Origin of the sequence: Candidatus Neomicrothrix sp., assembly GCF_035329545.1 — a bacterium.
In the GTDB taxonomy this organism is placed as follows: Bacteria; Actinomycetota; Acidimicrobiia; order Acidimicrobiales; family Microtrichaceae; genus Microthrix; species Microthrix subdominans.
Map to the genome: position 1 here is coordinate 51,584 of NZ_DAOLGP010000009.1, position 23,393 is coordinate 74,976.

Consider the following 23,393-nt stretch of genomic DNA (forward strand, 5'->3'; position numbering starts at 1 on the left):
GGACGGCCCGGACCGGGGTGCGGGTATCGGCTGGTGGTCACCGGTCGCGCCCGGTCAGTCCTCTGGTGTGAGACCGACGATGGTGGAGTCACGGTGTTCAGTGAACGAGGCGAGCCCCTCGAGTTCGAGGTCGCGGGCGATGCGCACCGGCAGCGCATCGTCGGCGAACCACAGGCGTTCCCGCCACGTGCCGGTCAGGTCACCGGTGACCGCAAAATCGAGGTCGACCTCGGTGGCTTCGACCGGGGTTCCGTCGCCGAGGTCGACCGTGACCGGTCGCTTCGACCTGCTGGTGCCCTTCAGCGTGGCGGTCAGCTGCTTCGGGCCGCCGTCCAACGTCAGCTCGCAGTTGAGCGGCACGCTGCCGTCCGCCGGTTTGGCGAGCACATCGGGGTCGCAGGTCATGTCGGCGGTCGGGTTCATCGGCCCGACCTGCTGGTGCTTCTCATGCCCGGCGAGGCTGATTGTGCCGTCGTCGCCAACGCAGTAGGTGCTGTCCTCGCTGTGCTGCTCCAACAGGTGAAGCGTCATCGTGAAGCATCCCGGGTCGGCGTCGACGACCGTCGCCGAGATCGTCTCGGGGTAGGGCCGGGTCTCGGTGGGCAGCACGCCCAGCTTCAGCTCCTCGGAGCCTGAAGTGTCGAATCGGTAGATCCCGGGTGGAGGAGTCCCCGCAGTGCCATCGGGACCCGCCGATTCGTTGGTGCGCGCCTCGAAGTCCTCGCGCACTCTGGTCTCATCGGTGGGGGTAGCGCCGCGGGGCCACACTACGACCGCGCCAACAACCACCACCACGAGCGCGCCAGCCACGGCCAGCACCACAGATCGCTTCATACGGCCGGGCTCAGTTGGGTGAACGGCGAGTGGCGGTCACCACGCACGCTTGGAGATGGTCGGCGTTGTCGTGCATCGCGGCACGCATGGCCAACACCCGGGCACGAGCCTGCGAGTCGCGGGCGACCCGGCTCACGAAGCGGGCGGCGCCCAGCGCACCCTCGTCGGCGATCAGCCGTCGTGGCTCGAGCAGGTGAAGCGGGTTGGTGACGGTGGTGTCCACATCGAAGCCGGCCTCGTTCAACAGCTCGGTCCAGCCGCGCAGCGACAGCGGCGTGACGTTCACCTTGATTGTCCGCTGGAGGTCGTCGGCGATCGCCCCGCAGCGCTCCTCGTCGAGGTCGTCGGGGGCGAAGCACACCTCGTGCAGGCCGATGCGACCGCCGGGGCGCACCACACGAGCCAACTCCTCCATGATCTTGGCCTTCTGGGAGGCCGGCTGCATCGTCAGGTACGCCTCGCCAAACACGACGTCGGCGGAGGCTTCGGGTAGGCCGGTGTCGGCGGCCGAGGCGTTGACGACCGAGCGGCCCGGGCCGTTGACCACGTGGGCGACCCGTTCGGCCGACACCGGATCGCGGTCGACCCCCACGTAGGTGGCCGGGTTGCGGCCGAGTACCAGCTCGGTGGTCGAGCCCAGCCCAGGCGCCAGCTCGACGACATCGTCGGTTGAGTCGATCGCCAGTGCATCCAGCAGCTGGTCGGTCAGCTCTCTTCCTCCAGGGCGCAGCACCCGTTTGCCCATCCGGGCCAGCAACCAGTGGCCGGGCATGCGGTCGACGGCCAGTTCGCTGCCGGGAATGGGTTCGGTCGCTGTCATTGTCATGAGCCACTCCTAGGGCGTTGTGTTAGGCAAGCATAACTCCCTCACACGCCACCTCGCACCCCCACCAGCGTTCATGGCCAGAGCGCTAGATGGTCAACGACTTCGAACAGGCCGACTGTATGTAGTCAAGGCTCAAGTCGTCGGAGTTTTGGCGACCGGGATGTGTTGGTCGCAGACGGTGCGCAACCGTCGACGGGGGTATCGCCGACGGTAGTTCTGTAGTACGATTGCTTCGTGCCTGTGCATATCATGCCGTCCGCTGGGAAGCACGGGATCAAAGATCTCGACATAGCGCACGCCATCAACAACGCCGTTCTCGACACCTACGAAATTCCACCTGACCACGAGCCCCCGCGGTTCCTGATCGTGGGCCCGGATCGATCTGGGGCCCTTCTTGAACTCATCGGGAGCGAGTCTGACGACGGTGACGATGTCGTCTTCCATGCGATGCGGCTTCGGCCCACCTTCCATCATCATTTGCCGCCAGAGTATCGAGTCTGAACATGAGCACAGAGCCAACTTTCAACGGTCGAGTTATCAGCGACGAAGAGTTTGAGGCGATGGCTGATGATGTCGTGGCCAACCCTCCAACGTTTACTGGGGAGCCGCGGCGTCGCGGTGAACGTCCGTCGCTTGGTGATGGGCCGTCTCGCTCCGTTCAGGCGCGTCGCTCCACAGAGCCGACATTCGACGGTCGAGTTATCAGCGACGAAGAGTTTGAGGCGATGGCTGATGATGTCGTGGCCAACCCTCCAGCGTTTACTGGGGAGCCGCGGCGTCGCGGTGGGCGTCCGTCGCTTGGTGATGGGCCGTCTCGCGTCGCCCAGGTGCGACTTTCTCCGGCGGACTACGAAGCGGTGCTCAGCGCAGCTCGGTCGAGGAACAAAACGCTCAGCGAGTTCGTGCGCCAGGCGGCCATTGAAGCCACAAGGTCAAGCTGAGACGCTGGAGTGACCCGACCTGATAGCGGTCGATCGCGGGGCGCTTGCGTGGCATGCTGGCCAGAATGAGCGGGAGAGGTCGAGATCGTCGAACAACTGGATGCTGGCACTCGGGTCAACGTCGTTGTAGGGGACGCGCTTAAGCGCGACGATATCGAAGCGTCAACGGCGTTCGCCGCGTGAGGCACCTTCGTTTGAAGGGTTGGCCCTGGCCGCCTGGGGACGGCCTGGTCGACACCGCCCTGGCTGGCCGGATACCAGAATCGGAGAACGAGTGACGCGATCCGGCCGGACGGCCAAACCCGAAGCGGCGAAGTTCGAGATCCCATCGGCGGAGGAAGCGCTGGCGCGCCTCGACATGCCGCTTGCCGAGACGATGCGAACCCAGCGGGCGGTTCGCAGGTTGCACCTCGACCCGGTGAGCCATGACGTGTTGTTGCCGTTGCTGGAGCTCTCGCTGAAGGCGCCGACCAGCAGCAACTCTCAGGACTGGTCCTATCTCGTCGTCGAGGACCCCGAGCAGAAGGAGCGGCTGGCCAAGCTGTACCGGCCGCTGTTCAGCGCCTTCGACCCGGTCGTCACCCGCCTGGCGCAGGGCGACGGTCAGGCGCTCCGCCAGATGGCTCCGGGCAGGTGGCAGGCGAAGCACTTCGCCGAGCTGCCGGTGTTCGTCATCCCGTGCTACCGACGCAGCCTGAAGCACCGTCCGGTCGGCCGTCCCCAGATTGCGGTGTCGTCGTTCTACGGGTCGGTGTTTCCGGCGGTGCAGAACCTGCTGTTGGAGTGCCGTGCGGTTGGCCTGGGTGCGTCGATCCAAACGCTGCCCATCTGGCACATCCCCTCGGCTCGACGGATTCTGGGCCTGCCCCGCAAGGTCAACCCGGTGTGCATCATCCCGATCGGTTGGCCACGCGGCCGGTACGGCCCCACCACCCGTCGCCCGATCGGCGAGGTGGTCCACCTCGACCGCTACGGCAACCAACCGTTTCTCCACCAGCAAGAGGACACCGAATGAAAGCAGTCCGCGTCATCGACGGGACACCGACCATCGTCGATGCGCCCGCGCCCACCGGCGACGGCGTGCTCGTCGATGTCGTGTCGGCCAGCATCTGCGGCTCGGATCTGCACCTCATCGACAACGGCCTCGCCGAGGGCCGCATCCTCGGCCACGAGCTGGCCGGCCGCACTCCGGACGGCAGGGCGGTTGCGGTCGAACCGGTCGGCCGGTGCGGGCACTGCAATAACTGCGAGGACGGGTACGCCAACCACTGCGACTCGATGGTGGCCTTCGGAATCTTCGACGACGGTGGCATGGCCGAACAGTTGATGGTTCCCGCAACGTGTCTTCATCCGTTGCCCATCGGGGTCGACCTGTCGACCGCCTCCATCATCGAGCCGCTCGCGGTGGCGGTTCACGGGCTGCACCGTTCGGGTGCATCGGTGGGTGACCGGGTCGCCGTCGTCGGCGCCGGGCCCATCGGGCTCGCACTGGTGGCGGCGTGCCACGCCGCAGGCCTGGTCCCCGATGTGAGCGCTCGCCACGACCACCAGCGGGCCGCCGTCGAACGGCTGGGCGGTTCGGTCGGGACGACCGGCGGCTACGACGTGGTGCTCGATGCCGTGGGCACGACGGAATCCCTCGCCGAGGCGGTTCGTGCCTGTCGGCCCGAGGGCAGGGTGGGGTTGGTCGGAACGTTGTGGACCCCGGCCATCATCGACGTTGGCCTGTGCCTCAAGGAGGTTGAGATCGTTCCGTCCACGATGTACTGCAGCAAGGGTGCCCTCAGCGATTTCGAACGGGCGGCGGGCATCCTCGCCGCCGAGCCATCGATCGCTTCCACGATGCTCACCCACCGTTTCCCGCTCGACGCAGCCCACGAGGCCTTCGACGCCGCACGCGATCGCTCGGGTGGAGCCATCAAGGTGCTCTTCGAGGTCTGACCTGGCGGAGTTGAAGCCCGCTTACGACTCGACGGCGCCGAGCGCCTTCACGGTCATGTCGATCAGGTGCTCCAGGTTCCCGTTGCTGACGTCGCTGTCGTCGACGATGCGCATCGAGATGAGCGGTCCTTGGACCACGTGCATTGCAAGGTCCATGTCGAGGTCGGGGGCGAGCTCACCCCTGGCGATCGCTCGTTGGAGGGCCAACACGGTCGGTCCCCGTGGCTGGACACGAACCTGTCGGAACAACTCCCGGTTGGCTGGGTCCTCGATGGCGCGGGCCACCATCCACACGAACAACTCGCGGCTCTGTCGAGCGTTGGCCACCGCGAGGTAGGTCCGGTGTATCTCGAAGAGGTCGCCCCGTAGCGTTCCGGTGTCCGGCGGCTCCAGCGCTGCGACGTTGGCCTGGACGGTGGCGAACACCAGCGCGTCGGCCGTGCCGAAGTGTCGGTACAGCGTGGTCTTGGCGACCCCGGACCGGCGGGCCACCTCCTCGGCTGTCAGGGCACCTACACCATGGGTCGCGAGAATCTCAGCGGTGGCTGCGATCAGCTTGTTTCGTGCGCTCTCGCTACGGGGTCGTGCCATATCGCTGCACAGCGTAGCGGACGATAGGCAAACTAGCCCATGTACTGTGAAGGATTAGGCGGAGTATCGCTACCAGGCGTTGCGCAACGGAGAACGGTGCGTTACCTTTCACTCATCGGCGCCACACCTGCGAGCGCTCCAACGACAGGCGGTAACCGGCTCATGACCAGCGACACTCACCCCGACCGACCGATCGACACCCGGCTGAAGATCGCTGCACTGTGGACGGCCACGATGCTGATCTTCGCCTATGTCGACCTGTTTTCGCTGTATCGTCCCGACGTTCGGGCGGACCTCGACGCAGGAAAGATGTTCGTCTTTAACATCGGCCAGCCGTTCCTCTTCTTCACCACCCTGTACATCATCATCCCGGCCGTGATGATCTACCTCACGTTGGTGATGCCACGGCGGATCAACCGGATCGTCAACATGGTGCTCGCAGCCCTCTATGGGTTCACGATCGTCGGCGGTGCGATCGGGGAGTGGAACTACTACGTCCTCGGCAGCCTCGTCGAGGCCGTCCTGCTGGTGATGCTCTTCCGCCACGCCTGGTCATGGTCCGAGGTGCAGATGCCCGCAGCGGAGGCACCTGTCACCGGCGCCGTCCAGTCCGGCCGAGTCCAGGGTTCAGAGGCCCCTAACGCCTAGCGGTGAGCTCGTTGGCGATGCTTGCATCGTGTCAGTACCCGCTGAAGCCGTGCTCGGTTGAATCGTTGGATCGCAATGAACGGCAGTTGCGACACGACGCCGAAGAGCACCATCAGCCCGCCAACGGTTGGACGGCACCAAATCAGGAAGAGCGGTCCGGCGCACAGGTTGGTCCAGTGCACCATCTCCGCCCGGCGGGTCTCGGCGACGAAGCGGTTGAGGTGTTCCTCGGAGCGGCTGTTCAGGTGCCGCTTGGAGAACCCGCCGGCAAAGAAGTCGCCGGCTTCCGGCAGGCGGTCTTTCCAGCGTCCGATTCGCAGGTACCGCTGGTAGAAGGCACCGTTGGCCTCAAAGGAACGCTGGCGGGTGACGATGTTGTCGTGGGCAAACCGGCTGACAGGCAATCGGTTGAAGTAGTACCCGGACGTCAACCCGATCAACAGCCACGCGGCGACGGACACCCCGACAGCTGCAGGATCGCTCAGGTGGACGATCACTCGGGTTCGGCCTCGACGGTGGCAGCCGTCGATGTGAGGTTGATGGTTCGGCCACTCCACGTCGTCGATCGGCGCACGAGCGTCCGCCAGGTCGAGTAGGCAAAGACGCCGAAGAACGTCGCCAGCCCCACCGGGTACAGCACCGCTGTCCACCACCTGAATCGGCCGACCCGATGAAGCATCACCGCCAACTGCGCGACAAAGGCCGCATAGAGCCCTGCATACAGCAGTGGCGACTGGCCGGCGATGGCATCGACGAGCCCGAGCGCCGCCGAGCCGAGAGCTGTCACCCACAGCACCGTTGCGACCAACGTGAGCAACCTGGTCGACAGGGCGCCGGTGGTGAAGTTCTTGGTCCAGCCTTCGAGAAGGCTGCGCACGCCGTTGGGGTACATCCGAAAGCTGATGAGATCCCCACCAAGCCTGATGTTTACGGCCAGTCCGGCATCGCGATACCGCTGGGCCAACGCAAGGTCTTCGGCGACTTCCGAGCGCACAGACCGGTGGCCACCAACGCGCCGATAATCGGCGAGCGTCGTGACAAAGACGGGGCCGAAGGCACCCGACGGGGGGCGGAAGTGTCCTGCCCCAACGCCCATCACGGCGATGATGTTGAACAGCGCCGACAGCTGCTCGTAGGGACTGACCGTGATGTGGCGCGGCTGCACGGACAGCAGCCCGCCGTGAAAGCGCTGTTGGCTCGTGACCGCATCGAGCGCCTCGGGTGTCATGTTGACGTCGGCATCGACGAAGACCAGCTGCAGGTCGCCGCTGGCAGCCGGCGTGACGTCGAAGCGTTGCAGTGCAGCGGTTACCCCGTTCCAGCACGCCCAGCTCTTGCCGGTCCAACCGTTCGGCAGGTCTGGGGCGGCGACCACGACGACGCCCTCGACCGCAGCCGCAAGTTCAGCGGTGTCGTCGCACGAGTGATCGTCGACGACGATGATCGTCGACGTCGGAGCGGCACCCGGGCTGTCGGCCGCCGCGATTGCCGTGGCGGCGGTCAGGTCCTGAAGTAGCCCGCCGATGTTGTGCGCTTCGTTGCGGGCCGGGACGATGATGGCCCGCCGCTGGTCCACTGGAGGTTCGGGTGCTGGTCCGTCGTCGATGACATCAGCGCTTGGCGCCAACACCCGCGGGCGGCCGAACACGATCCACCCGAGGATCCAGCCCGTCACACAGAAGACGACGGTGGCGGTCACGAGCCGGTTTCGCCGGGTCGCTGCCAGCCCGGCGAAGGAGGTCCCACTCCGGCTGGTTGGGAACCGTCACCATGTGTCTCGCTGCCGGAGTGATGCGATGAGGGCGGCGGGTGCGCAGGGTGCGCCATGAGGGTTCCTTGCAATTCTGATCGGTTGCCGGATGCTAGCGGTGCACGGCACATGTCCGGTTGCCGACGCAGCGCCAATTCTCCAGGTGCATGGTGGCATCGACAGGCGTACGCTTGATCCACTGAGGCGGGGGAGCCGATGGGAACAACTGTTGACGTCACATCGGCTAGCGGCGGAGCGCCAATGGCGGCGCGGTCTTCGGCGCCACTCAACATCCAGATTGTGCCGCTGAAGGGATTACCGTTCGCCGCAGCTGCGGTGGCGCTCGTCGTGTACGCGATCGCGTCCAACTCAAGCTGGGCGCTGATGCTGGTGCACGTCGCAGGCGGTGGGCTCTGGACGGGAGTTGATCTCTTCGTGGGTCTGGTCATCGGGCCGATCCTGGGCGGCCTCTCTCCGCCCGCCCGCATCGAGTTTGCGTCGAAGTTCATGCCAAAGATGGTGCTGTTGATGCCGGTCCTCGTCATGATGACCCTCGCCGCCGGTTTTCAGGTGGCGATCAACCTCGGCAACCTCTATCCGGTGTCAGCCAATCGGCCATGGCTGATCGCCTCGATGGTGGTCGTTGGAATCATGGCGGTCATTGCGCTCGGCATCCTCGAGCCGGCCAACATCGCCGTGTTGTTCGAAATGAAGAAGGCTCCGCCCGACGTTGACGTCATCGAGCGGTTGATGAAGCGATTCGTCTACACCGCCGGAATAACTGGACTGATGCAGGTTGCCACGCTGTTGATCATGACCCGGGTGGCGACCCAATGAGTTCTGTTGCGGCTGCTCCCGTGCGTCCCTTCGAGCGCAAGTTCCCACCCGTGGTTGTTGCCGCGATGGTCGGGTTGACGTTGGCAATCACCGGGGGAGTTCTCGTCGTCGCTCAGATGGGGGAGAAGCAATCGCTCGCGGTGCCGACCGGCTTCATGGTCGGCGCCATCGTGCTTGAGTTGGCGGCAATCGTGATGCTCGTGACGATTCGCCCGTTCGCATGGGATCGGTTCTTTCTCGTGCTCGGCTGGACCCTGCTGGCCTATGTGCTCCAAAGCGGAATCATCGAATGGTCATTCATCATCAACGATGTTCCGGGACGCCCACTGGCGGTCCTCACCGCCGGTCTTGTGGTGTTTGCGACGATCGTGCCGCTGATGATCGCCTTCACGGTCGCTCGCTACCAGAGCGTCGCGCCTTGAACCTGGCTTAAAACCGACCGCGTCAGACGGCATCATGATCCCGAATCGATCACGCCAGGCGGCGCCGCGACGCCGTCAGGGGACGGTTCGTCGATCAACCGTGCGAGCAGGGCGCCCAGACCCAGGTCGTCGACCTGTCCAAAGGCATTGGCCCGCAGCGCACCCGATCGATCGATCGCCAGCAGGCTGGGTGTGCCAGGAAGCTGGTAGCGCCGCATGGTGATGGGCATGGTGTTGCCCGGTTCGGCCTGGTCGACGCCCACCGGAAACGTGATCCGGTACTCGTGGAGGAACGCCTCCAACGAGGTGGGTGTCATGGCGGCGTGGTGCTCGAACACGGTGTGCAGCCCCAGGACGGTGAGGTCGTCGCCGAAGCGGGCGGCGATGCGCTGGGCCTGGGGGAGTCCGTGGCTGACACAGCCGGGGCACAGCATCTGGAACGCTTCGATCACCACCACCTCGCCTCGAAGGTCCGCCAGGTTCAACTCCGTGTCGGTGTTGAACCACTGCGAGACGGCAAGTTCGGGTGCGGGTGGGTGAACGGTCACGGTTTCTCCTCCTGACGCGTAGGAATCCTACGGAGCGCTGGGTGAGGTCACGCCGTCGAGGGTGGCCGGGCGATTCAACACTTGGCAGCCATGTTGGTCAGCGCGGTCACTTCGGCCGGGTCGGCGGTCAGCCCCCAGCGCAGCTTCACCGTTACCCAGTCGGTGGCGTAGGTGCACCAGTGGGCAGTGTTCGGGGGCTGCCAGCCCGACGGATCGCTGTCTGACTTCGACCGGTTGGTCGCGGCGGTCACCGCGATGAGTGACTCGGGCGCGTCGAGGTCGTTGGCGAACGCTGCGCGTCGGGCCGGATCCCAACGCGAGGCGCCGCTGCGCCAAGCCTCGGCGAGTGGGACCAGATGGTCGATGTCGAGTTCCGATTCATCGGGTGTGCTGTAGCCGTCGTAGGCGGAGAGCCATCCTCCTTCTGGGAGCCCTGGGAGACTGTCGTGGCGTTCGGCGGCGAGCACCTCGCAACGTGTGTCGCAGCCGTTGTTGTCAGCGTCGAACCAGCCGGCGAAGAGGTCGCGGCTGTAGCTGTCTTGGTCTGTTTCCGCTGCCACCGGGAGGAGACCGATCAGCGCTTTCACATCGCCGGATGGAGCCGGCGGAGCAGTCGTCGGGGGCGCAGTGGTGGGTGTGGCCGACGTGGGAGCGGCAACGGTTGGTGGCGCCGTCGTTGGAGGGGCGGTCGTGGTGGGGGTCGTCGGAGGAGCGGTGGTTGGCGGCGCTGCTGTGGTGGTCGGTGCAGTGCTGGGTGCCGGCTCGGATGGATTGGGACGAGTGGCGGCGGCTGTCGAGTTGGCGGTCTCGACGACGCGTTCGGACGTGCTGCGCTCGCCCACTCCGGCAGCGACCGGGACTGCCAGGCAGAACACGGTCACCATGCCTGCAAACGTCAGCGCGGGCGCCCGGCGCTCATGAGGCAGGTGCACCGCCCACAGCCACACGGCCACCGGAAGCGCGAACAGCCAGACCATCGCCTGAACACCTGGGTGCTGCGAACGGAGGTCACTCCAGTTGGGGTGTCGGTCAGGTTTCGCAGCCAATGCCGTCACCGTCCCGATCCAGGTGCTTGCCGTACCCGGGCTCACCGACCAACACGGGAGCGGCGCCGGCGGCCCTCGCAGCGTCGCAATTCTTGTAGCTCACGCTTCCATCCTCAGGTAGGGGCGGGGCTACCGGGGCAGGCGGCGGCGCATAGGCCACTGTCGGAGGAGGAGGAGGAGGAGGAGGAGGAGGTGGTGGCGGTGGCGGTGCGGTCGTCGGTGGTGGCGACGGAGGCGCGGTGGTTGTCGGCGCCACCGTTGTGGTCGGCTTCGCAGTCGTTGTGGTTGCCACGGTTGTCGTGCTTGCCGTGGTCGTCGTTGGCGCCGAGGTTGTCGGGGCGGCCGTGCTGGTGGGACCAACCCGTTCGGTTGTTGTGGTCGCATCAGCGACCCTGATCCCTTGGGGAGTGCGGTTGTTGACGGTCGTGTCGTCTCCTGCGGCCAGTGCGACGAGCGCAACAAGCATGAAGAATCCGGCGGTGCTCACCGCCAGCCATGGCCAGGTTCTCGACCAACCCGAACGTTGCTCCGCAGGCTCGCCATCGTGCATCGAGGCTGGCTCAGACCAAGGAGGAGGTTGGTCACCTGCCCCGGCGCCTGGGCCTTGTGGCTGCGCGTTCCACACCGAGGGATCGGGCGGGGACCCTGGAAACGGCGGTGGCGTGGCCAGTGACGCTGCGTGGGTTCCGGTCGCGGTTGGCGGCCCGACATAATCGGCGTGCTGCTCCGGCGGATACCAACGCCCGTCGGAGGCTAGCCACCAACCCATGTTGCCCTGCTCGCCACTCATGGCTGTCGCTCCCCAGGCGGCCATCCGCCTTGCACAGCGCTCAATCTAGGGCCTGGACAACGTAGCGGCACTTGACGGCTCGAGTCCACCCTGATCAAGCGAAGCTGAGCAGCCGGGACTGCGAGGCCAGATGGCCCGAACCCGAATGCGTCCAGCGGAAGCCCCTGCTCCAAGCGGCTGGGCGTCAGCGCTTCTCGCAGGCGATGTTGTCTTTATCGCGATCGAGTCGGGCATTGAGTTTGTACAGGTTGGCGTCGCGGTGAAAAGTCGTGACCCGAGGGGTCCCTGACGTTCTATCGACGGCTCCTGGCTTGCCCACGCCATGGGGGTAGCTCTTGTTCAATTGGGTGCAGGTCTTGAACTCGCAGCTGGTGAGTCCAAGGGTGGTGGCACTTAGCAACATGGCGGCGAGTCCGAATCTTCTCATAGCCGAACCATACTCATCGGTTCGCTGGTGAATGCCATTAACTGTCACGTATTCAGCGCCGCACGCGCGGCCGGACTCAAACCCCGAAAACGCAGGAGGTTCGAAGTGCCGGCTGCTGAAGCGTGTCGATGTGCTGCTGGGTCAGCTTGCTGCCGTTGCGGTCACCCGGTCGGCGCTGGCGATTGCGGCGGCGCCCAGTTGCATGAGGCGTAGGTCGCCGACGGGTGTGCCGCCGCCGCGGTTGCAGACCATGGCGATCGCGAGTTCTCGGCTGGGGTCGGCCCAGGCTCCAGAGCCGCCGAGACCGAAGTGGCCGAAGCCTTTGGGGGCGCCTCCCCGACTGGTCATCACGCGGTGGTAGCCCAGTCGCCATTTCATGGGCACGATCAGCACCAGGTCGGGCCGGTTGTTCTGCTCCTCGCCAACCTTCTCGACCGTCTCGGGTGACAGCAGCCGCACGTCGCCGAGGGTGCCTCCGCCGGCGAGGGTGGCGTAGAGCGCCCCCAGGGAGCGGGCGGTGAAGAATCCGTTCATCGACGGCACCGAGGCGTCCATGATCTCGGGACCGGCGAGGACGTCCTCCATTCCCCGGGGCAACAGGGCGTTGATGACGCGGCGGGGGTTGATTGGTGAGCGCACCAGGCTGAGCCCCTTGGCCAGTTGGGTTGCGACCACCTTTTCGGCCCGGTAGGCGGCGGAGGGGAGTACCGACCGGGTGCTCTTCATCGGCACCAGCGGTGCGACGCGGTGTCGTTCCTCAGGTGGGCATCCCAGGAACAGTCCGTCAAGGCCCAACGGCGCTGCCAGGTCGTCGGTCACCACCTGGGCCAGGGACCGGCCCGTCACCCGGTGGACGATCTCGCCGACGAGCCAGCCGTAGGTGACGGCGTGGTAGCCGGTCTTGGTGCCGGGTTCGTAGGCCGGTCGTTCCCGCGCCAGGGCATCGACCATGTGGTCCCAGTCCAGCATGTGGTGGGCGCTGTCGATGATGCTGCGAAGTCGGTGCAGGCCGGCAGAGTGGCTGAGCACGTGACGGACGGTGAGGTTCTCTTTGCCGTTCTGGGCGAACTCGGGCCAGTAGGTGGCCACGGGCGCGTCGTAGTCCACCAGGCCGGCGTCGGCCTGGAGGTGCAGGGCCGCCGAGGCGACGCCCTTGCTGGTGCTGAAACACATCGCCAGGGTGTCGGCGAGCCATGGGTCGCCATCGTCGGTGCGCAACCCGCCCCACAGGTCCACCACCAGTTCGCCTCGGTGGTAGACGGCCAACGAGGCCCCGCCTGTGGTGCGCCCGAGTTGGTTCCTGAATGTCTCGGCCACGTCGATAAAGCCGGCGCTGGAGTTTCCCTGCATCGTGACAACACTGCCACATTTCGAAAGATCGTGGCTCGTCGCGGCGTGCAAGCCGAATCGAATCAGCTCATGCTGCGAAGCCATCCCCGGATGTATTTCGCAGCTGATCGGTAGTGGCTTGGCCCGCTCGCTTCGGCCCAGCGGCCTGTGGTCCAGTGGTTCTTGGCCGGCGCCATCGGGCCTCCGTACAGGTCGGCGTCGGACCTCTCGTCGATGAAACCTACGAGCCGTTGGTGACCTTCGGCGAGCATCGATCGGGCCTGCTCCCAGTCGAGACCCGCTTGCTTCGAGCGCAGGTCGGCGTTGTAGCGCTTCGTCTCGTTCCCCTTGTAGCCCTCGGCCGGAAAGAACACTTCCCTGCCAGCGCGAGCGTCTTCGTGCCAACCGAAGAACAGGCGACGATACGCCGTGACCTCGATCCAAGCACTCGACGCCTCAGCCTGACGTGGATATGCATCGCTGGTTCATGTCGCGATCCTTCACCGGCTCATCCCGACGCACCGGGCGGTCCCTCCGCCTCATCCGCAGCGTTGTTGTCGGGGGCGTTGTCGACGGCCACTGCCTCTACCTGTTTTCGGACCTTCGTTATCTCGGTGCCAACCGCCCCTCCAGAAGGTGTCATGCCGGTGAGGTCGGACTCGTCCTGCTCCACGTGGTGCCTGCGACCGAAGCCTTCAGGATGTCCCCAGCGTCTTCGCTCGCTCGGTGGACCACGGCGTTCACATTCGCCGATTGTTCGCTTCTCAGCCCAAATCCGCATCCGGCCAGCGAGACGGCGAGCACAGCGAGCACAGCGAGCACGAGGCTGAGCCGCATGATCACGGGAGCAGGCTCACGGCCGCTGAAGGTCGGTCAAGCAGACAGTTTGATCGAACGCTCACCGTAGTTGTTCGTTGTGCAGGGAAAGCCGGCGAGGGCGCTTTTGCGCTCAGGGATCCGTAGGCGGGGTCACGGTCCACCCCGCTTCCGCGAGGGCCGCTGCGGCATCCTCAGGGTTACGCCGTGCCGCCGCCTTGACCTGGACCTGGGTCCACGTCGCCCGATGCTCATCGATCACAGCCCGCCAACCATCTCGCGGCTCAACCATCTCCTCAGTGATCGTGAATGCAAGCAGATCCTCCAGCGTTGGTCGAAAGCGTTTGCCACCAACGGGAAGGTGCAGGTCCCGCAATTTGCGGCGCTTGCGCTCGTCACCGAGATAGATGTCGTCGAGGTCGTCCCGCTGACCGGCCACGTGAAGGTGCGAGCCCGGAAACTGGTTGGTTGGATCTCGCACGTAGTCGATCCCGACAAGCAGCTCGTCGTCCGCCATCTCAGCCGACGTGTACAAGCTCATCGTGCTTTGCGTCATCGTGAGGTAACGCCCCTCAGGGTCGAGCTCGCAGTAGTGCGCAAGGTAGAGGTAGACGAGGGCCTTTCCGCCCGCCGGGGCGAGTGGGATAGGCCTGGGGTCCGGGCGCAGCTTTCCGACGTTCACCCCAACGACCGCATGCCCGGACGAGGTGGTGAGCGTCGAGACTCTGACTCCATTCGTGACCGTTGCGTTGAGAAGATGCGACATCTTTTCCGCGAATCGACGTACTTGGCTTCCCAGGTCATCCTTCACGGAGGGGTGGGGCTCAGCCGCGACCCAGGCCGCTCACCAGGAACCATGCACGGCGCTGGGCCTCGGAGGCGAACCGCCCCAACTTCGCCTGTTCCTTCAGGTCGTCCAACCCGATGCCCAAGACTGCGAGGGTCGTCCGAACGATCTCGTCGACCTCGGCCTCGGTTGCTTCCTCGTGGGTTTCGATCGTCGTCGTCATGGTCACCTCTGCGTCGTATCGATGACCACACCCTACGCAGGCGGTGTGACGTTGTGCCGCCGGAGTCATGTCCGGGCGAGTTCTCCTTCAGACACCGGCCTCGTCGGTCAAGGTCGACTGCTAGGTGGCGGCAGCTTGCTCGGCAGCGGTCGTCTCGATGTCGGGAATTGGTTCGCTGGTCAGCAGTTGCAACCACCCGCGCGTAAGCCGGGCGTGGTCAATGAACGTAGCGACCAGCACCAAGTGCTCGTGGGAGCAGCGCCTTCCACGGCATCGGTGTCGTGGCGGCGAGGTGCTCGGCACGTACATGGCGTTGCCGGCATAGTGCCATGAAGGTTATGTCCATTGCCGTGGCAGCGGCGTGGCTCGAGGATCACCCCAAGTTTGAAGAGCAGCCTTGAAATGGCGTACCTGGCTGACAACTCCGAAGAGCAACTCGACCTCTTCGGGGAGGTGACAGCGTTGATGGGTGCCTTGGAGGTGCGGGGTACCCCGCCTACGTCGGTCACGCCGTACGCGGAGTCACGGTCTCGGTGAAGAGCTTGGCGAGCTGACGGACGCTGAAACGGATGAGTTGATCGACCAAGCTCGCAGCTCGTCGATCTTGACGACCAACGAGGCCGGAGCTGGCTGAATAGCGATGTTGCTGGACGCAGGCGCGTTGATCGCCTACGCACGCGGTGCGCCCGGGTTGAGAGCGCTTCTCGCCAGGGAGCATGACGATGAAACCCCGGTGAAGACCACCAGCGGTGTTGTTGCTCAAGTGTGGTGGGGAGGAGCCAGGCCGGCTCGGTTGGCGGTCCTTCTCCGGGGTGTTGCCGAACTACCCCTCGACCCCGATGCTTCACGTCGCATCGGTGTGTTGCTGGGTGTGTGTGGCCTGGCCGACGTGGTCGACGCATCATTGATTGACAGTGCGCGGTCTGGCGACGAGATCCTGACGAGCGATCCCGACGCCCTGGCAACGCTTGCCAGCGCTGCACGCAAGGAGCTGGTCATCACACCGGTGACTACCTAGGGTAACGGCTGGGCATGGTGGCCCGTGGGACGTCGCCGGTCAGATCGACGGTGTGGGCGCGAGCGATGCCCGTTTTCTTTCTGCAAGGTGGTGCGGGTCGAGTCGACCCCGCCTGCTTCGAGTCGGGCCACTGCTGCCTGGCATGTCGACATCGTCCCAAGTTCGATCCGAATCGGGCCCTGCCTTCGCCATGATGCCCGAACCAGCAATACCTCACCAGCACAGTGAGGTATTGCGGCTGAGTGAGGCAATACGACTTCGACCGACGTGACCGCTGATGCGAGCGTTTGATGCGCTGTGTGCCGTGTTGCCCGTGCGGTCGACGTCCAGGCCGCGGTCGAGACGTAACGGGTGTCACCCGTGGTTCCGGGAAGGTGGACGCCTGCGCTCGTGGCGGTCGCCGAAGCGATCTTGTGCGGCGCCGCATCGGCGGGCTCCCTGCCGCTCCCTGGCCTCGCCTCTATGTTGATCTGCGCAACCTCGGAGTACGTGGCGAGGAAGCGGCCGCCCACCTTGTCAAGGTGTTTCGTGCTCGATGAAGATCGGGCACCGAAATTGCTGAGCGTTCGACGTGGCTCTGTCTGACGAGATCGACTGCTTCAGCAGTTTCAACCACCAATGGCCACTCCCAAGGTGCAGGCATCTGGGTGAGGTCGAATCGAAGCATTTGGGGGGCGGCACCCTCTCGCCGGCGGTACGGTGGCGCCATGGCCGTTCTACCTGAGGAGCTCCTGGAACAAGCACTCGAACTCTCGCCTACCGATCGAGCGGAGCTCGCGGCTGGGCTATTGGCGAGCCTCGACGGGGACTTCGCGGACGGCGCCGAAGTCGAACGGCTGTGGACAGCGGAGACCGAAAGGCGCGCCTCTCAGATCGCTTCTGGCGAAGTAAGGCTCACCACGTGGGAGCACATGGCGGGGCGCGTCGACAGGCTGCGGTCCGCCCCCACGGAATGACCCTGCCGGTCAGGTTCCATCGTTGAGCGACGAATGACCACGTCGGGCTTCCCGTACGCCATCCGTTACCGGGTAATAGAAGGCGTGGTAGTAGTGATGGCCGTGTATCACCAGCGCCGACACCCAGACTTCGGCTCCTCCCGGTCCCCATGAGGTTGTGGCAACGGGAATCTCCGTTCACATCAGCCGAGGCGGCGGGGCTTCTCGGAATGTCTCGGACCCATCTCGTTCGCTTGTGCGACGAGGGACGCATCGAGAGCTACAAGGTCGGCAATGCCCTGCGCATCTCGTCCGACGAGGTCATGCGAATCCTGACCGCCCGGGGACAAGTCAAGACCGAGGCACGCGAAGCGGCAGCTACCGCCGATCAGCGTCGTCGTGCCCGTGCCGCACGCGTTGCTGGCTTGGTGTAGAGCCTCAATGGTCAGGCTTGGTGGCATGCGACTGCGGCAGCGCCAGACTCTCTCCCGGCGGATGAACGCCCATTCCTCGAACGAGTCGCCATCGGACCGCCCCAAGCTCGTTCCAATTTGGCCGTGTCACCGGACCGTCAAGGCCACCCTGGTGGCTATGGCGGTGCACCGTTGAGCACGTTCGACTGCCTTGCGGGCGACAGCCTCGGCGACGCCATCCGGGTCGTATTCGGCCTTGCTCTTTAGCGGTAAGAGCCGCCGCAGGTCTCGCTCGACCATCGAGCCGTCGGGCCCGGCCTGTCGAAGCAGCACGAGTACCTGCTGGTGGTCGTCGCCCGCTGCCCGTTTGCCAAGCCTCGCGCCACACACCGCGTCGGCCGAATTGATGCCTGCGTGGATCGCCAGGTTTAGGCACTTCGGCTCCGTCGGTAGGAGGCAAGGTCGGAACCCAGGATCAGCAGCCCGTCCGTGCTGACCTGACGGAGTAGGTCGCTACCTTCATCGAGCCGGGTCTCAATTTCAGCGGGACTGTACTCAACGATCTCGACCGCATTGCCCGTGAGGCGACCAACCCCGTTGCGCCAGTCATCGAGCTGGTTTGCCCAACCCTCGTCATCCTCATCGATCTCGGTTGGGCGTACCACGAGGACATCGATGTCACTGCCCGTCCTCGCCTCTCGTCGTGCGAACGAGCCGAAGACGATGACGCTCGCGGGTGGATTCGGCATGGCCGAAGCCATCCGGCCAATTTCGCCCAGCACGTTGTCGGTCGCATGGGCCAGCGAGATCAGCGAACGGGCGGCAGTGTGCTCACGTACGAGCCGAAACTGTGATGATGGCGGAACCTCTCGTCGTTCGACGACACCAAGGTCGACAAGCCCGGGCAGAATCCGGGAAGCCTGTGCCGGGCTGACGGCTGAGAGCTGAGCCACTTCGCGAAGGTTGAGCTCGGCAGTGGTTTCGACGAGGGTGGCCAGCACTCGACCTTGGGCGCCGGGAACGATCGCCTCGATTGGTCGAACGAAGTCCACGACTCAAACCTACCATGATGCGAACAATTATGAAATGGTCGTTCCTTATTTGATAGACATCGCCCGTCGGTCGCTGCTTGACCACCGGGAGCGCTGCGAGGTTCTCCTCGCCGGTCTCCGGCCCGTCGATGCCCAGCTGAACCGTGGCGTCTTTGGCGGTACCGGATCGCATTGGCAACCCTTTGAGCAATGGAAGCGCAGCGTTCGGCCCGCTCGACGGTCTTGCGGGCGACGCCTTCGATGACTCCATCCGGGTCGTACTCGGCCCTGGCTTTCGAGTTGGGTCCGCCCACGGCGGTCCCGCTGACCGTGACTGGACGCGCTCACACGGGGTCGGTGGCGAGATGGTGCGCCTGTCTCGCCATACCGACGGAGGGAGGGTTGTGAGCATGCACACCGACAACTAGGGTTGTCGGTGTGGAGATCTTGCCAAGTGCCCGAAAGCACGGCGTCTCCGATGACGATATTCGCCATGCCATCGAGAACGCGACGGGATGGATCACACAACCCGATCAGCCTGACTTCACCATGCTGATCGGCCCCGACCGACGAGCTGCTCTGATTGAGGTCGGAATTCTCGAAGCAGGGGAGCAGGACTTCGTGATCCATGCGATGACAGCACGAATTAGGTACCTGAAGATGATTGACTCGCCAAGAGGTGGCCCACAATGAAGACAACCAAGCATCCCAGATCCCTCACCGATGAGGACGCCGAGGCCATCGTCGGGTCGTTCGATAACGCGACAGATGATGGCTATGTCGTCGGCGGCGGCGACACGCTGGCCGAGCTTCGGGCAGCGGCAGCGGCTCGGCGTGATGCGGATAGCCGAATCGAGGCAGCTGCCATTCGAGCCCATCGGGAGGGCGCATCCTGGGGAGTCATCGGGGCGCAGCTTGGAATGACGCGCCAAGGTGCTCGCCAGCGATTTGAGCGACTGGTCACTGCCTGAACCAGGCCGCCGCACGAGCTGCGGTGCATGAGGAGTGCGAGGCCGTCCGTATCGCGCTTGGGTGCTCGTTCGTCTAGCGCCTCGACTAGCGGGCGTTGGTCTAGTCGGGTTGGAGCGTGAGCTGTCGGAGTTGCTCGGTCGGCCGGTTGATGTTGTTCCCGCATCGAGTCTGAAGGCCAGCATCGAGCCTCGGTTGCTCGCCGAGGCCATTCCGTTGTGAGGAGTGACCGTCAACGACTCGAGGACGTCATCGCCGCCGCAGATGCAATCTCGTCCCACTTGAATCGAGGGTCGATCATGCCTGATCGTTGCCCTTGAGCAGCATCGCTCCTGGGCGGATTCGATCCGGGGTTCCAGATTGATGCGCTCAGGTGAGTATCGCCTCAAATGACCCCACGCTCTGCGAGAGCCCGCGCGAACTCGGACACGGTCCCAAGTGCATGACGACGTTCGCTCTCGCCAGCGTCGCCCTCGAGAAACGTTGCGTATTGGGTTGGACCCACCGAATCGATGTCTCGGAACTGGTCAGCAACGAGGAGCGTGAGCTGTGCTTCAAGTTCCCCGGCGGAGTCGCCCGCAACCAAGGGGCTTGACGCGACTCGGTCGCTCGCTGCTGCCGGGCCGAGGGCATCGAGCGTCCACACGACGTCGTAGGCATCTTTCGCCTTGTCGCGACGCATGATGGCGTCGGATTTTAGACACAGCCAGGACGCAAGACCGGCGAGCGGAAACTGGTAGGTCAGGTTGCCGGACGCGGTCTCGACGCGTCGCTCGACCGCGATGGTGTCCTCCGGGACGAGATGACCGAATCCGACGGCCAAGGCTGCTATCTCGCCGCTTGGCCCCATGTTCGCGATGGCCGGCGTGTCGCTCGCCGGGCCCTCTGGGCGTCCGCCGCGGGTGCGAACGGGACAGAGCAGTTCCACCTGGACCCGAGCATTCCGGTGGCGGCCCACCCACCTCCACTTGATGTGCCGATCGCCCTCGATGTCGGCTTCAAGACCAAGAGACCGCAAGCCGTCGATGATCGAGTCGTAGTAGTCGGCCGTCTCGCCGTCGAGGAGATGCAACGACAGGTGAAGGTCGAGATCGGCAGTACCAACGTGAGGCTCGATGCCGGTCGGTGGCACCTCAACGAGGAGGCCTGGGACCGCTCCGCCAACGATCGCCAGATGGTGCCCGCCGAAACCGCTGCCAAACGATCGAAGCACGTCGGCTGCGATGCCCAGGAGCCGTTCGCTCATTGGGTCGTCATACGAAGACGCCCGTGCGTTGTCAGTCGCCATGGGTCACCACACTCCACATCTGAGCGGCATACTCAGCCCCTCGTTGTTCGTCATGCAGATCGCACCAGATCCGCACCGGGTGCGCCGCCCAGGCGTTGAAGTCGTCGAACCGCTCGTAGTGGCGCCGAGTGACGCCGACACGCCACTTGTCGTTGGAGAGAACGACGTTTGCGGCCTCATCGGGAGCCGGTTCAAGGCCGAGCGCTGCCGCGACAGCAACGAGGCTGCGATCTCCAACCGCTACCCAAGCCCGCAGATGCTTCGGGGATGCCGTACCGAGAACTCCGACATATGCCGCGCCCACACGACCGGTCACAGCAAGCTCAACCTCAGAGCGATCGGCCGCTGCCGACAGTCGAGCGGCGACGTCGAACACGGTGCGTCCCCAGAGATAGCCTCTCAACGTCTCGGGGCCCGGCCACCCCGTACCTTCCGCAAGGAGCCGCACCAGCGCCACGCTGTCGACCAGCTCGACCGACACCCGGGCGCCCTCACGATGTTTGACGACCAGTCCGTGTGCCTCCAACTGGGACACGGCCTTGGATGCCGACGGGAGGCTGACCCCGGTGCTCGCTGCGAGCTCGCCGATGGAGGGCCGCGACTCGTCCATCGCCTGCACAAGAAGCTCCTGGGCCACCAGCCCGTGACCCTTCTGCAGCGGTAGCGCTGCTCGATGGCGCCTGACCTGTTGCCCGAAACGACCAGCGCTTACGTCGACGCGTGGCCACGCGATCTCAGCGATCCCGGAAACGTCCACAAAGCTGACACCCGCCTCGCGGAGCTCCGCCCGCCATTCGAGTGGCACAGACCCGGCAACCAGCACAACCCGACCTGGTCCGGCCTGGCCCGTCGCACCAGCGATCAACGCTGGAGCATCTCGGTACGAGCCGGGATCGACAACCTGGACATCGAGCACGATCCCGTCGTCGAACTGAAGCTTGGATATGCGCCCTCGCCGGACGTCAAGGCCTTCGAACGTCGTCTTCGACGCGTCAACCCACGGCAGGTCGAGCATCAGTTCGGCAGCCATGAGTTGCATCATCTCACAACAGGACTCTAAACAGAACATATGCCCCTAAAACTCGGTATCCGTGCACTTGGGTTTCTGTTTAGTGACCCGTGCAGATCCAGAGAAACAGGCGCCAAAGTTCATGGTGACCTCCGCGGCGCCCTGCTGATCACATCGCAAGTATCGGGTGTGACGTTCTAGCGCCGGCATGTCGGTCGCTGGAGACTCAGGCGATGCCAAGGCGCCTGGCGGTCTCGGGGCCAAGTCCGTGTTCCCCAGCGATCACGTCGCCGTCAGACCGGCGCGCAGCGCGGGCAGCGGCCAACTGGGCGGCAATTCCGTCCAATCAGCGGTCGGCGAGCTGCTCGAGATGGACCAGTCCAAAATCTCGCGGCTCGAGCGGCGCAGCGACATGCTCCTCTCCACCCTCAAGCGGTTCGTCCAAGCCACCGACGGCGAGATGCACCTGGTCGTGACTTACCCGGACGGCGGCCCCGTCGAGTTGTTGACCTTCTCCCCATGGTCACCAGCCGTTTCGCGTGCGTCGCGGACCGTTTCTCCGAACTCCAGCGCAAGTCGCGCAGCAGCGTAGGTCTCATCGAAGTTGGCACGCTCGGCGGCTACTTCGCCCCGTTTCGGCTCAGGCCTCTGGGGGGAGATGCAACCAGATCCCGGCCTCGAAGCCGCCCCGTTCTGCCCGCTTCTTCCCAGCCGCCGTTTCGATGTCGCCCCAAGGCTGGCCGAGCTCCGAGGCGATCCCCTTGAGCACTTCGAGCACGTCGGCGAGTTCTTCGCGCTGTTCGGCAGGAGAGGCTGCCGTGCGGAGCTCGTCGCTCTCCTCCTGCAACTTCGCCAGCAGCGCCGGTAGACGCTCGGCCTGGTCGAGCAGGCGGGTGGTGGCCTGACCGCCGGCCGCCTCGATGATCTCCGGTATGCGGTCGCGTACGAGCTTCCCGTCGGTGTCCATTCGGACCATGGTTCCATGGTTGGGTTCAGAACAGCGGTGGCAGTTCCTCAGGGGCCAACCATGGAGTTCTGACTCCTCCGGCGGTTGCCTCGATGCGGGCTCGCTCCAGCGTCTTGGCTCGTGCGTTCGCCGTGCCCCCCGTCTGGGCGATGAGCGTCGGGCGGAGCGGGTGTTGGCTGGCGATCAGGTACTCGTTGCGTCGGTGGAGTCGCTCGTCGGGCGGACGGTCGGACTTCTCGTGCCAGCCGTTGCACCGGGCACATGCCAAAACCAGGTTCCACACCCCGTCGACCGGGGCGTTGCCAACTTCGGCGCCGAACGACCAGGCGAAGACATGGTCAACCTGGGCCTGGCTGCCCGTCGAGCCATCGGTTGAGATCGGGGAGTAGCAGAAGAAGCAGACGCCCTTCTGGTAGCCGTTGAGGGCGCCACGGATCCCGGTAACAGCAGTCCGACCCCGTCCGACGGTCCTGAGCGATTGCAGGTCGGGGTCGTAGCTGACCGTCAGCAGGTGGCGTGGAAGGTTCAGTTCCCAGGCCGCTTCGACCAGTTGCCAGCGGCTCTCGGTCTCCTCGGTCAACGAGGTTTGCTTTGCCTCTTCAAGGAGCCGGTGCATCTGATCGGTGAGTCGGATTCCGCCACGGTTCGAACGCTCGTCGAGGAAGAACCGCTGATCGATTTCCAAGCCGTCGAGCACATGGAAGGCGTCGATGACGTTCTGGAACCCCAACCGGCGGGTGGTCTCGATCAGATCGTCTTCGCCGAGCTCGCCGGCGTTGTGGGCCCGGCACGCGTCAAGGAACTTGCTGCGCTGCGATGTGCCTTGCCGATCTACCATCCGAAGGTGTCGACAGACGTGTCGGGAAAACGGAACGGCCAGTTCGTCGAGGGTGACCAACTCCCGATCCTGGGCGCCCAGCTCCAGCAGCGACCGCCCCAAGGCCAACTTGTACGAGGCGACGTTTCGGCCTCACAGGATCTGCGCCCGCCAGTAGGAATCGAGCGAT

General features: G+C 64.9%; 31 protein-coding genes. 13 read left to right on the forward strand and 18 right to left on the reverse strand.

Annotated elements, in window-relative coordinates; translation table 11 throughout:
• Nucleotides 1-54: 54 nt before the first annotated feature.
• Nucleotides 55-834, reverse strand: a complete 780-nt coding sequence (locus tag PKD89_RS07275; RefSeq protein WP_289010298.1) for a hypothetical protein — start codon at nt 832-834, stop codon at nt 55-57.
• A 10-nt stretch (nt 835-844) separates the two neighbouring features.
• Nucleotides 845-1,660 (reverse strand): class I SAM-dependent methyltransferase, encoded by an 816-nt coding sequence (locus PKD89_RS07280; protein WP_289010299.1) that lies wholly within the window; start codon nt 1,658-1,660, stop codon nt 845-847.
• 234 nt (nt 1,661-1,894) lie between these two features.
• On the opposite strand from PKD89_RS07280, the gene PKD89_RS07285 reads away from it, so the two are divergent.
• The 3 genes from PKD89_RS07285 to PKD89_RS07295 all read left to right on the forward strand — a co-directional run bounded on the left by PKD89_RS07285 (nt 1,895) and on the right by PKD89_RS07295 (nt 4,542).
• Complete coding sequence (locus PKD89_RS07285; RefSeq protein WP_287378492.1) at nt 1,895-2,161, forward strand: hypothetical protein; 267 nt, start codon at nt 1,895-1,897, stop codon at nt 2,159-2,161.
• A 714-nt stretch (nt 2,162-2,875) separates the two neighbouring features.
• Nucleotides 2,876-3,616, forward strand: a complete 741-nt coding sequence (locus PKD89_RS07290; RefSeq protein ID WP_289010301.1) for a nitroreductase family protein — start codon at nt 2,876-2,878, stop codon at nt 3,614-3,616.
• Nucleotides 3,613-4,542 carry a zinc-dependent alcohol dehydrogenase gene (locus PKD89_RS07295; protein ID WP_287391382.1) on the forward strand — a complete coding sequence of 310 codons (930 nt, stop codon included), beginning with the start codon at nt 3,613-3,615 and terminating at the stop codon, nt 4,540-4,542. The genes PKD89_RS07290 and PKD89_RS07295 overlap by 4 nt, the downstream gene beginning before the upstream one ends.
• A gap of 21 nt (nt 4,543-4,563) precedes the next feature.
• On the opposite strand, the gene PKD89_RS07300 is transcribed toward PKD89_RS07295, so the two are convergent.
• Complete coding sequence (locus PKD89_RS07300; protein WP_289010302.1) at nt 4,564-5,133, reverse strand: TetR/AcrR family transcriptional regulator; 570 nt, start codon at nt 5,131-5,133, stop codon at nt 4,564-4,566.
• 162 nt (nt 5,134-5,295) lie between these two features.
• Between PKD89_RS07300 and PKD89_RS07305 the strand changes: the two genes are divergently transcribed.
• On the forward strand, nt 5,296-5,781 hold the full coding sequence (locus PKD89_RS07305) for a DUF6326 family protein (RefSeq protein ID WP_287378484.1): 486 nt from the start codon (nt 5,296-5,298) through the stop codon (nt 5,779-5,781).
• Here the strand turns inward: PKD89_RS07305 and PKD89_RS07310 are convergent.
• Together PKD89_RS07310 and PKD89_RS07315 are read right to left on the reverse strand one after the other, a co-directional pair.
• Nucleotides 5,778-6,242, reverse strand: coding sequence for a hypothetical protein (locus PKD89_RS07310; RefSeq protein WP_287378482.1), 465 nt, complete (start codon nt 6,240-6,242; stop codon nt 5,778-5,780). The genes PKD89_RS07305 and PKD89_RS07310 overlap by 4 nt on opposite strands.
• A gap of 32 nt (nt 6,243-6,274) precedes the next feature.
• A complete protein-coding gene (locus PKD89_RS07315) occupies nt 6,275-7,480 on the reverse strand; it encodes a glycosyltransferase (RefSeq protein WP_289010303.1) in 1,206 nt (401 codons plus the stop codon).
• A 312-nt stretch (nt 7,481-7,792) separates the two neighbouring features.
• On the opposite strand from PKD89_RS07315, the gene PKD89_RS07320 reads away from it, so the two are divergent.
• On the forward strand, nt 7,793-8,368 hold the full coding sequence (locus PKD89_RS07320) for a hypothetical protein (protein ID WP_287378478.1): 576 nt from the start codon (nt 7,793-7,795) through the stop codon (nt 8,366-8,368).
• 20 nt (nt 8,369-8,388) lie between these two features.
• Nucleotides 8,389-8,790, forward strand: a complete 402-nt coding sequence (locus PKD89_RS07325; protein WP_287378476.1) for a hypothetical protein — start codon at nt 8,389-8,391, stop codon at nt 8,788-8,790.
• Nucleotides 8,791-8,822: 32 nt separating this feature from the next.
• Here the strand turns inward: PKD89_RS07325 and PKD89_RS07330 are convergent, their stop codons facing one another.
• From PKD89_RS07330 to PKD89_RS07360, 8 genes are all read right to left on the reverse strand, one after another.
• The gene (locus PKD89_RS07330; RefSeq protein ID WP_287378475.1) at nt 8,823-9,338 is read right to left on the reverse strand and encodes a redoxin domain-containing protein; all 516 of its coding nucleotides are present in this window, start codon (nt 9,336-9,338) and stop codon (nt 8,823-8,825) included.
• A gap of 74 nt (nt 9,339-9,412) precedes the next feature.
• Nucleotides 9,413-10,315, reverse strand: a complete 903-nt coding sequence (locus PKD89_RS07335; protein ID WP_289010304.1) for an HNH endonuclease family protein — start codon at nt 10,313-10,315, stop codon at nt 9,413-9,415.
• A gap of 52 nt (nt 10,316-10,367) precedes the next feature.
• Nucleotides 10,368-10,487 carry an excalibur calcium-binding domain-containing protein gene (locus tag PKD89_RS07340; protein WP_287378471.1) on the reverse strand — a complete coding sequence of 40 codons (120 nt, stop codon included), beginning with the start codon at nt 10,485-10,487 and terminating at the stop codon, nt 10,368-10,370.
• A gap of 871 nt (nt 10,488-11,358) precedes the next feature.
• Nucleotides 11,359-11,601 (reverse strand): excalibur calcium-binding domain-containing protein, encoded by a 243-nt coding sequence (locus tag PKD89_RS19810; protein ID WP_289010305.1) that lies wholly within the window; start codon nt 11,599-11,601, stop codon nt 11,359-11,361.
• A 141-nt stretch (nt 11,602-11,742) separates the two neighbouring features.
• Nucleotides 11,743-12,951 carry a serine hydrolase domain-containing protein gene (locus PKD89_RS07345; protein WP_289010306.1) on the reverse strand — a complete coding sequence of 403 codons (1,209 nt, stop codon included), beginning with the start codon at nt 12,949-12,951 and terminating at the stop codon, nt 11,743-11,745.
• Between the two features lie 62 nt (nt 12,952-13,013).
• The gene (locus tag PKD89_RS07350) at nt 13,014-13,370 is read right to left on the reverse strand and encodes a ClbS/DfsB family four-helix bundle protein (RefSeq protein ID WP_320413648.1); all 357 of its coding nucleotides are present in this window, start codon (nt 13,368-13,370) and stop codon (nt 13,014-13,016) included.
• 509 nt (nt 13,371-13,879) lie between these two features.
• Nucleotides 13,880-14,428 (reverse strand): hypothetical protein, encoded by a 549-nt coding sequence (locus tag PKD89_RS07355; RefSeq protein ID WP_289010307.1) that lies wholly within the window; start codon nt 14,426-14,428, stop codon nt 13,880-13,882.
• Nucleotides 14,429-14,570: 142 nt separating this feature from the next.
• Complete coding sequence (locus PKD89_RS07360; RefSeq protein WP_289010308.1) at nt 14,571-14,756, reverse strand: hypothetical protein; 186 nt, start codon at nt 14,754-14,756, stop codon at nt 14,571-14,573.
• Between the two features lie 640 nt (nt 14,757-15,396).
• On the opposite strand from PKD89_RS07360, the gene PKD89_RS07365 reads away from it, so the two are divergent.
• From PKD89_RS07365 to PKD89_RS19935, 3 genes are all read left to right on the forward strand, one after another.
• Complete coding sequence (locus PKD89_RS07365) at nt 15,397-15,774, forward strand: hypothetical protein (protein ID WP_287391390.1); 378 nt, start codon at nt 15,397-15,399, stop codon at nt 15,772-15,774.
• A 707-nt stretch (nt 15,775-16,481) separates the two neighbouring features.
• Nucleotides 16,482-16,730, forward strand: a complete 249-nt coding sequence (locus tag PKD89_RS19930; protein WP_425591234.1) for an addiction module protein — start codon at nt 16,482-16,484, stop codon at nt 16,728-16,730.
• Nucleotides 16,731-16,879: 149 nt separating this feature from the next.
• Nucleotides 16,880-17,143, forward strand: coding sequence for a helix-turn-helix domain-containing protein (locus tag PKD89_RS19935; protein ID WP_425591235.1), 264 nt, complete (start codon nt 16,880-16,882; stop codon nt 17,141-17,143).
• Nucleotides 17,144-17,550: 407 nt separating this feature from the next.
• Here the strand turns inward: PKD89_RS19935 and PKD89_RS07370 are convergent, their stop codons facing one another.
• The gene (locus tag PKD89_RS07370) at nt 17,551-18,123 is read right to left on the reverse strand and encodes a nucleotidyltransferase domain-containing protein (RefSeq protein ID WP_289011432.1); all 573 of its coding nucleotides are present in this window, start codon (nt 18,121-18,123) and stop codon (nt 17,551-17,553) included.
• Between the two features lie 468 nt (nt 18,124-18,591).
• On the opposite strand from PKD89_RS07370, the gene PKD89_RS07375 reads away from it, so the two are divergent.
• Both PKD89_RS07375 and PKD89_RS07380 read left to right on the forward strand, forming a co-directional pair.
• Entirely contained in the window at nt 18,592-18,846 is a 255-nt protein-coding gene (locus tag PKD89_RS07375; protein WP_287378453.1) for a hypothetical protein, read from the forward strand.
• The gene (locus PKD89_RS07380; protein WP_289011433.1) at nt 18,843-19,124 is read left to right on the forward strand and encodes a hypothetical protein; all 282 of its coding nucleotides are present in this window, start codon (nt 18,843-18,845) and stop codon (nt 19,122-19,124) included. The genes PKD89_RS07375 and PKD89_RS07380 overlap by 4 nt, the downstream gene beginning before the upstream one ends.
• A 383-nt stretch (nt 19,125-19,507) precedes the next feature.
• Here PKD89_RS07380 and PKD89_RS07385 read toward each other — a convergent pair whose 3' ends face one another.
• Nucleotides 19,508-20,368: a hypothetical protein gene (locus PKD89_RS07385; RefSeq protein ID WP_289011434.1), complete on the reverse strand. Its 861-nt coding sequence runs from the start codon at nt 20,366-20,368 to the stop codon at nt 19,508-19,510.
• A 31-nt stretch (nt 20,369-20,399) separates the two neighbouring features.
• Nucleotides 20,400-20,891 carry a hypothetical protein gene (locus PKD89_RS07390; RefSeq protein WP_324332347.1) on the reverse strand — a complete coding sequence of 164 codons (492 nt, stop codon included), beginning with the start codon at nt 20,889-20,891 and terminating at the stop codon, nt 20,400-20,402.
• A 192-nt stretch (nt 20,892-21,083) separates the two neighbouring features.
• Here PKD89_RS07390 and PKD89_RS07395 point away from each other — a divergent pair, with 192 nt between their 5' ends.
• Together PKD89_RS07395 and PKD89_RS07400 are read left to right on the forward strand one after the other, a co-directional pair.
• Nucleotides 21,084-21,470, forward strand: a complete 387-nt coding sequence (locus PKD89_RS07395; RefSeq protein ID WP_289011436.1) for a hypothetical protein — start codon at nt 21,084-21,086, stop codon at nt 21,468-21,470.
• 217 nt (nt 21,471-21,687) lie between these two features.
• Nucleotides 21,688-22,011 (forward strand): hypothetical protein, encoded by a 324-nt coding sequence (locus tag PKD89_RS07400; RefSeq protein ID WP_289011437.1) that lies wholly within the window; start codon nt 21,688-21,690, stop codon nt 22,009-22,011.
• Nucleotides 22,012-22,059: 48 nt separating this feature from the next.
• Here the strand turns inward: PKD89_RS07400 and PKD89_RS07405 are convergent, their stop codons facing one another.
• Both PKD89_RS07405 and PKD89_RS07410 read right to left on the reverse strand, forming a co-directional pair.
• Nucleotides 22,060-22,386: a nucleoside triphosphate pyrophosphohydrolase gene (locus PKD89_RS07405; RefSeq protein WP_289011438.1), complete on the reverse strand. Its 327-nt coding sequence runs from the start codon at nt 22,384-22,386 to the stop codon at nt 22,060-22,062.
• Between the two features lie 25 nt (nt 22,387-22,411).
• Nucleotides 22,412-23,224, reverse strand: coding sequence for a hypothetical protein (locus tag PKD89_RS07410; RefSeq protein WP_324332348.1), 813 nt, complete (start codon nt 23,222-23,224; stop codon nt 22,412-22,414).
• Nucleotides 23,225-23,393: the final 169 nt, after the last annotated feature.